The following is a 7,193-nucleotide window of genomic DNA, read 5'->3' as shown; positions in this document are numbered from 1 at the left end:
ACAGGCTGTCAGACGCAGTCTGACAACGTCGTCGAAACAGGAAGCCCCTGCCTCAACGAGTCCGCGACAGCGGGCGAGTAGGCAGGGGTAGTTCACTCGCATTATGCCAATCGTACGAGAGACAGAGGAACCCTGTCTTCGATGTGGCGCTAACGACAACACTTGCTCCTTGGAAAAACCAGAGGGATCAGTCACAAATATCTGCCATACCTGTCAGAATGAGAACATGGGACAGTTGTCTCCATCCTAGTCGATGACGCTGGGAGCATAACGGAAGATAATACCGACAATGAACTATGCCGTATTGAACTCGATAGTGGCGAACTCATTGATTTCTGTCAACGAAATCGTCGATCACCAATTGAGTGAGGCGATCAGGGTACACTTTTTTTATCAGTGGCTGTTTCAGAGGGGATATGTCCGATACGTCTGCGATTCTCGATGCCCTCCACGGGATCGCATCCCGACTTGATGATGACATGAGTGAGAAGGATGTAGAGAACTCCTTTCTCAACGAAAATTTTTATACGGTTCTCGGCTACGAGGGAGCGGGTCACGACCTCCGAAGTGAGTGGACACTTCCTGATAACCGCCGTCCCGACTACGTCACTCTTGACAACAACGAGTCCGTCACCGCAGTCTACGAATTCAAGACCACCGACCGTGACCTCGGTCCTCACGAAGATCAACTGTTCCACTACGTGGAGGAACTCAAGGCCGACTACGGTGTTCTGACCAATGGCGATGAAATCCGCCTTTACCGACGTGATGGACGAACTCGTCTTCTCACTATCTCCCCCAGAGATGCAACGGGGAGTGACGCCGCCGATCTCGAAGCCGCCCTCGAAAAGCCCGAATGGGACATAACTGATCCCGAGAGTGTCACAGCTTTCCTCAGCCGCCTCGATGAAGTAGAACTCGACGGCGAACTCGGCAGAGAACACTTCTTTGAGACGTTCCGCTTGGAGGAAGACAGTCCGTTTGCTGACCTTGTGACGGCGATGATGGATCTGCTCGAAGAACTCCGCGATGAACAGGAAGCGAAGTTCGTCAAGGGGGCATACGACTTCTGGGAAGCCAGCTACGCGAGTACACCCGATGAAACGCCCGACTCATGGGAACCGTTCGTTAATGGGAGACAGTCACTCCATGACTTCATGTTCTGTCTGGAATCCGGTCACGCGCTTCTGGCACGACTTCTCTTAGCGAAAGCTACCGACGATCACGACTTCTTCCCGAACAGCAAAGGACTTCGCCGGTACTTCGACGAACTCGGTGGTTTTGGAGGGAACATCGACCGCGATGCCTATCCCGTCGCAGCCAACGGGATGATCGAGGATATGCGGAACCAGCTCGTCCAGAGTCTATTCGAAGACGACATATTCATTTGGTGGACGGACGGCTATGGTGAGCAAACCGCCAGCCAACACGACAATCCATACAACCGTTTCCGCGACGTGGCGAAAGAAGGGAGCGACGTGAGCCGCGTAAGCCCAGCCACCCGTGAGCGGTTCAGTCGCGCTATTGCTCACGTCTCTTTCGCCGTGCTGAAGTTCGATTTCTCCCATATTGAGGGCGACCCGCTTGGTAATCTCTACCAGCGGTACTTTGACCCGGAGACGCGGAAAGCCCTCGGGGAGTTCTACACTCCTCAGCCAGTCGTCAACTACATTATTAATGGAGTGGACTACAACGTCGGCGTCTCACAGGAACGCCTTATCGATCCGTCCTGCGGCTCCGGTACGTTTCTTGTTGAAGCCGTCAATCGCTATCTCGAAGATGTACGCCGGTATAACGACGATCCAGATTGGTCAGGACACCTCACCGAACTCTGCACAAGACCCCATATCGTCGGCCTCGACATTCATCCATTCGCCGTTTTGATGGCGCAGATTCGGTTTATGGTCGCTATTCTCCCGGAGTACCGGGATGCGAAACGGGAGACTGAAGATTTCACTATCCGCCGCCTGCCAATCTTCCGGACTGACTCTTTGCGGAATGAGCGGGAACTGACAGGTATCGACCTTGGAGATGAGGGGCAGACGCAGATGACGTTGGATTCGGTAACGGAGGACAGCCAAGATGTAAAGATCCCCGTACCGCTCCCTATCGAGGTGGAGGAGGGTGAGGTGACTGACTCTGAACTTGACGACGGGTTTCTCGTTCAACGAGTTCGGATGCCGAAGTACGACACAGCGAAAATAAATGCCGGAGTTCGGAACTTCGGAGAGTACTATGCGGCTCTCCAAGGCGTGCTGGACGTGGTGAAATTCCATATGCGAGAGGGCTGGTGGGAATACGGTGGGGGACTCAAAGAAGGCATTCACCGCTATACGACCCGCGAGTACGAAGGTATCGAGGAGTTTTTCGAACCGTACGTGGACGACATTCTCGGTACAGTTCGATATCTACGAGAAGACCACGGTGATGGTCGCTTATTTAAGATGTTCGAAGATACGGTTCTATCTCTTGTTGTAAAGAACTATATGACATATGACTACGTGGTTGGAAACCCACCATACGTACGAATCCAAAGAGTATCAGATTCACAGCAGGCGTATATTAACCAGCTATATCGTTCTACTGATGGAGCATATGATCTGTATTATCTATTTTATGAAAGAGGAATAGATATGTTAGCCGACGAAGGAAAATTAGGATATATTACACCAAGTCAATTTATGATGGCTGAGGATGGGGAAAATCTACGTAATATTATACGAAATGAAACAAGGATTAAAGAAGTATTCAACTTCCGTGGTGCCGGCGTATTTGAAGATGCATTAAATTATCCTGCCATTGTTCTACTTCAAAACGGTTCCGAGACAGCAAATAACAACTATATATCATGTATCCGAGTTCGGGCAGACTATTCTGAAGCGCCCGACGACCTCGGGGAGCGAATAATGACCTCAGCTACTGAAAGTCGAAAAAGTACGCGATATACTGATTCCAATGTTGATGTATTTCGATTCCCCCAATCCGAGTTAACTGATGGGGATTGGACGTTGATGCCTCCTAAAGAATATGAAGTCTTCAAGAAATTAGGGAGAAAATCCGATCGCACTATTGAAGAGATTACCGACGCAGTATTTCAGGGGCTTCGAACCGGAGCGAACGGGATCTTTATCGTTGAGCCAGTTAATGCGAATCGCATCCCTCCCGAAGCCGGTGGAGACACGATCATGATTCAACCTACAGGTTCCGAACAAACATACGAGATTGAATCCGATTTGCTCTGTCCTTGGTTAGAGCGAGATTCATTCCGCAGATGGGAAGCAAATTGGGGTGGAAAACATCTGCTTATTCCATATAATTCAGAGAATGAACTTATATCAGCAGATATATTAAAAGAAGATTTGCCGCTGACTTGGAAATACCTCAATTCTCACCGTGATGAGCTTGAAAGTCGAGAAGGTGGCACGCTTGAAAATTCAGATAATTGGTATAAACTTGCACGTCCACAGAACCTGAGCCGTTTTCAAAAGCCGAAACTCATCGGAAAAGAATTCTCGGACTCCGCACAATTCATTCCTGACGACGGAAATTGGCACTTCGCTAGTGGATATGGGATAGCCCTTAAGAGCAGTTATTCAGATAAAAGTAACTTTACATCCGGATACATTAATTCTAATATTTCTGAATACTATCTCAAGCATATCTCCTCAATCAAGTCCTTTTCACCTATTAAAGCATACTACGCGTATCGGACTCGCTATATCAACCAAATCCCATTTATTTCGAGTGAATCAGGGAACAGAGTATCTGGATCTGTTTATGAGATCCGTAGAGTATTAAAAAAAGATACAAAAACTCGTCGTTTCCCCGAAGCTTACTTAGGAGAATTTACAGGCGATCTTGAGTATATCGAGTACGAGTGGCAAACGCGACGCTACCCAGTGAAAGCTACTATTCAGGAATTAGGTACTGATCGATTCACCGTAACTGCTGGCCGTTCTGACGAAATAACTGATCCATTAATGGACAGAGGCGATTCAAAGGAGCGAAAGCTTCGGTCGCAGTATGTCCACGCCGCCGTCGATGGGCGGAACGTGAAGAAGGGAGAAGAACAGACGATTCCGATTCCACAGTCTCAGGACGGTGTGGAACAGCTTATTGAAGCGCTTGAATCTGACCGGCAAACCGTCGAAGAGGCAAGCGTCGAAGATCTCGAAGCAGAGATCGACCAAACGGTGTACGACCTGTTCGACCTCACAGACGAAGAGCGTGAGGTAATTGAGGACTATCTTGAAGTATTCTGAGGTCACGCAAGAGGTACAATAGTAGTGAGCGTGTCATACAGTAGTTCTCAACAGGTATTATTCATGGCATATGTATTGAACAAAGCCAACGCCTGGCGAAACTACAGGCTCATACGCGAATTGAGCGCTGTATAATCGTCAGGCAGAGGGTGTGAGACGTATTCTATGACACGGTGTCGAAGAGTAAGACGACATTTTCATATTTGTTGGGCTTAGACATGGTTATAGGCTCCAATGAGTGTGATTTCGATGCTCCCAGCGTGGTTCAATATAACCGCAATGGCATTTGTTTGGGACATGACGTTTGTTCCAGAAGGCGTCGAAAATCACATGACTCAGGCCTAATTGTCAACTCGTTTACAGGTGGGATGGCAGAGCGGCCCATTGCGCCTGCCTTGAAAGCAGGTGGCGCAAGCCTCCTGGGTTCAAATCCCAGTCCCACCGCATCCGATCCGACAGCCCCTGCTCGGTCCGAGGGGTCGTCTTTCCGCGGGCGGACGCTCCCAAGGTCCAACAGGACACCCCGGTTCCGTCACGGGATTTATCAACGCTCACAGCGTATCCCGTCGTGTGAGCACGCGAACGAGCGCCCTGAACGACCGTATCTTCGGCGTCGACATCCAAAGCGGCGACGTTCGGGGCGATGCTCCCTCCTACGCCATCGTCACGTACGACGGGGAGACGATAGACCGCGACGTCATCTCGCTGCGAAAGCTCCACCGCCGGATCGAGAGCGAAGAGCCGGCGATCGTAGCGACCGACAACACCTTCGAGTTGGCCGAGGACAAAGCCGGGCTGGTCCGGTTCCTTCGAGGGCTGCCTTCGGAGACGAAACTCGTCCAGGTGACCGGCGACGAGCGCCCGGAGCCGCTTTCGCGGGTCGCCACCCGTCACGGCGTTCCGTACGGCAAAAAACCGATGAAGGAGGCCGAGGCGGCGGCTCGACTCGCCGCCCGAAACGTCGGCTACGAGGTCTCGGCCTTTCGGAACACGACCGAAATCAAGGTCTCGCGGGGCCGTTCGACGGGGAGCGGCGGCTGGAGCGAGGACCGGTTTACCCGCCGGATCCACGGCTCCGTGAAGACGACCGCCAGGGAGGTCGAATCAAAACTCGACGAGGCGGCCCTGGAGTACGAACGGGACGTGACCGAAAAGTACGGCGGCTACTCGCAGGCACGCTTCGAGGTCGAGGCGACGCCCGCCGAACTGCCGGTCTCGGAGCACCGATCCGGCGACACCAGAATAGAGATCGAGCGCGAACGCCGCGACGGAATCGAGTACCGGCCGCTTGCGACGCGTCGCGACCACGTCATCGTCGGGATCGATCCCGGAACGACGACCGCCGTGGGGGTGACGGATCTCGAGGGGGCCGTCCTCGACGTGTGGTCGAGTCGGACGGCCGATACCGCCGACGTGATCGAGTGGATCATCGAGCACGGCCGGCCGGTCATCGTCGCAGCCGACGTCGAACCGATGCCCGAGACCGTCGAGAAGATCCGTCGGAGCTTCGACGCCGCCGGGTGGATCCCCGATCGGGATCTCTCCATCGACAAGAAGCTCCACCGGACACGCGAGGAGGCCTACGACAACGACCACGAACGCGACGCGATGGCGGCGGCGCTTTTCGCGTTCGACTCCCACGAGGACCAGTTCGATCGGATCGGACAGAAAGTCCCACCGCAGTTCGAGCGCGGGGAGGTCATCGCGCGGGTCGTCTCCGGCGAGGAGAGCGTCGAGGCCGTCCTCGAAGCGATGCGCGACGACGACGGGGAGAACGCGGAGGAGACCACACACGACCCCCGCGAGCGTACCGACGAGGAAAAGCGGATCAAGCGACTCGAGGACCGCGTCCAGCGGCTCGAATCGCACGTATCGGATCTCAACGACACCGTCTCACGGAAGGACGACCGGATCGAGGAGCTGGAGTCGGAGCTCTCTGCGGCCCGCCGCGAGGAACGCCGCGAGGCACGGGAGCGCCGCGAGGTGACCCGGCTCGAACGCGAAACCGAGCGGCTCAAACGCGAACTCGCCGAGGCCGAGGAGGCGAACGAACGGCTGGCGGACAAACTCGAGCGGCTCAAGGAGCTCTGGAAGCTCGATCACTCGGATTTCGCCGACGTGGCGGAAAAAAAGCGCGGGCTCGTTCCGATCAAGCCGGTCGAGCAGTTCACGAAGGACGCGATCGAACGCGCCGACGACGCCTACGGCATCGCCCCCGACGACGTGGTTTATCTCCGAGACGCGAGCGGGGCCGGCCACGAGACCGCAAAACGGTTAGCCGAATACGAACCGCGCGTCGTGTTGCGGGCGGGCGGGCTCTCCGAGCAGGCCGACGAGGTCCTCTTCGATCGCGAGATCCCGGTCGGCCCCGCGGCGGACGTCGCGATTCAGGAGGTCGATGAACTCGCCGTCGCCCGCGAGCGCGAGGTCGAAGCGGTCGTCCAGGCATGGCACGAGCGGGCCGAAGAGCGGCGACGCGAGCGAAAGGCCGCCGAGATCGACCAGTTGATAAGCGAACACCGAGCGCGAAACCCCGAGCGAGGCGAGTGAACTACCCTACCCTACTCGCTCACGGCTGACGCCGTTCGCTCCTTGAGGGTAGGGCTTCCTGCTTCCACGACGCGCTTTGCAGACACAGGTGTATCCACAGGGAGCGCAGTCTCCACAGGCGTTAACGAATCGCCCTGCGATTCGTTCGCACACCAGAACTCGAAGATTTCTGGGGACGTTGATTCGGAGTGTCCCACTCCTACGTCTTCGAGGCCGCGAGAAAGGATGTTCCACGCCGCGTTCGCGTCCCTGTCCGCCTCGAACCCGCAGGCAGGACAGGAGTGTTCACGGACCCACAACGGCTTGTCGGTTGAGACACCACACGACGCGCACTCTTTAGTCGTCCCTCTCGGGTTGACCGCGACGAAGTGCGTTCCTTCA

Annotated in this window: 3 protein-coding genes, 1 tRNA gene and 1 pseudogene; 4 read left to right on the top strand and 1 reads right to left on the bottom strand. The window is 54.8% G+C overall.

Annotated features, from left to right (window positions below; genetic code table 11):
* Nucleotides 1-234 precede the first annotated feature (234 nt).
* The 4 genes and pseudogenes from HZR14_RS14760 to HZR14_RS14065 form a co-directional block, all read left to right on the top strand.
* Nucleotides 235-369: pseudogene (locus tag HZR14_RS14760) on the top strand (DUF8139 family protein); the annotation flags it as partial.
* Nucleotides 370-416: 47 nt separating this feature from the next.
* Complete coding sequence (locus HZR14_RS14075; RefSeq protein WP_181693511.1) at nucleotides 417-4,262, top strand: Eco57I restriction-modification methylase domain-containing protein; 3,846 nt, start codon at nucleotides 417-419, stop codon at nucleotides 4,260-4,262.
* A gap of 362 nt (nucleotides 4,263-4,624) precedes the next feature.
* Nucleotides 4,625-4,706, top strand: a tRNA-Ser gene (locus tag HZR14_RS14070).
* Between the two features lie 126 nt (nucleotides 4,707-4,832).
* Entirely contained in the window at nucleotides 4,833-6,812 is a 1,980-nt protein-coding gene (locus tag HZR14_RS14065) for a DUF460 domain-containing protein (protein WP_181693510.1), read from the top strand.
* Nucleotides 6,813-6,823: 11 nt separating this feature from the next.
* Here the strand turns inward: HZR14_RS14065 and HZR14_RS14270 are convergent.
* Nucleotides 6,824-7,193 (bottom strand): zinc ribbon domain-containing protein (locus HZR14_RS14270; RefSeq protein WP_220132587.1); only part of this gene is annotated, 370 nt, incomplete at its 5' end.

Origin of the sequence: Natronomonas salinimetallica (genome assembly GCF_013839515.1) — an archaeon.
Classification (GTDB): domain Archaea; phylum Halobacteriota; class Halobacteria; order Halobacteriales; family Haloarculaceae; genus Natronomonas.
The sequence above is the reverse complement of the archived record's forward strand: the minus strand, read 5'-3'. Positions and strand labels throughout refer to the sequence as shown.

Excerpts from the sequence above, each read along its gene's own strand:
- HZR14_RS14075 (WP_181693511.1), top strand. The coding sequence starts at position 417 with ATGTCCGATACGTCTGCGATTCTCGATGCCCTCCACGGGATCGCATCC.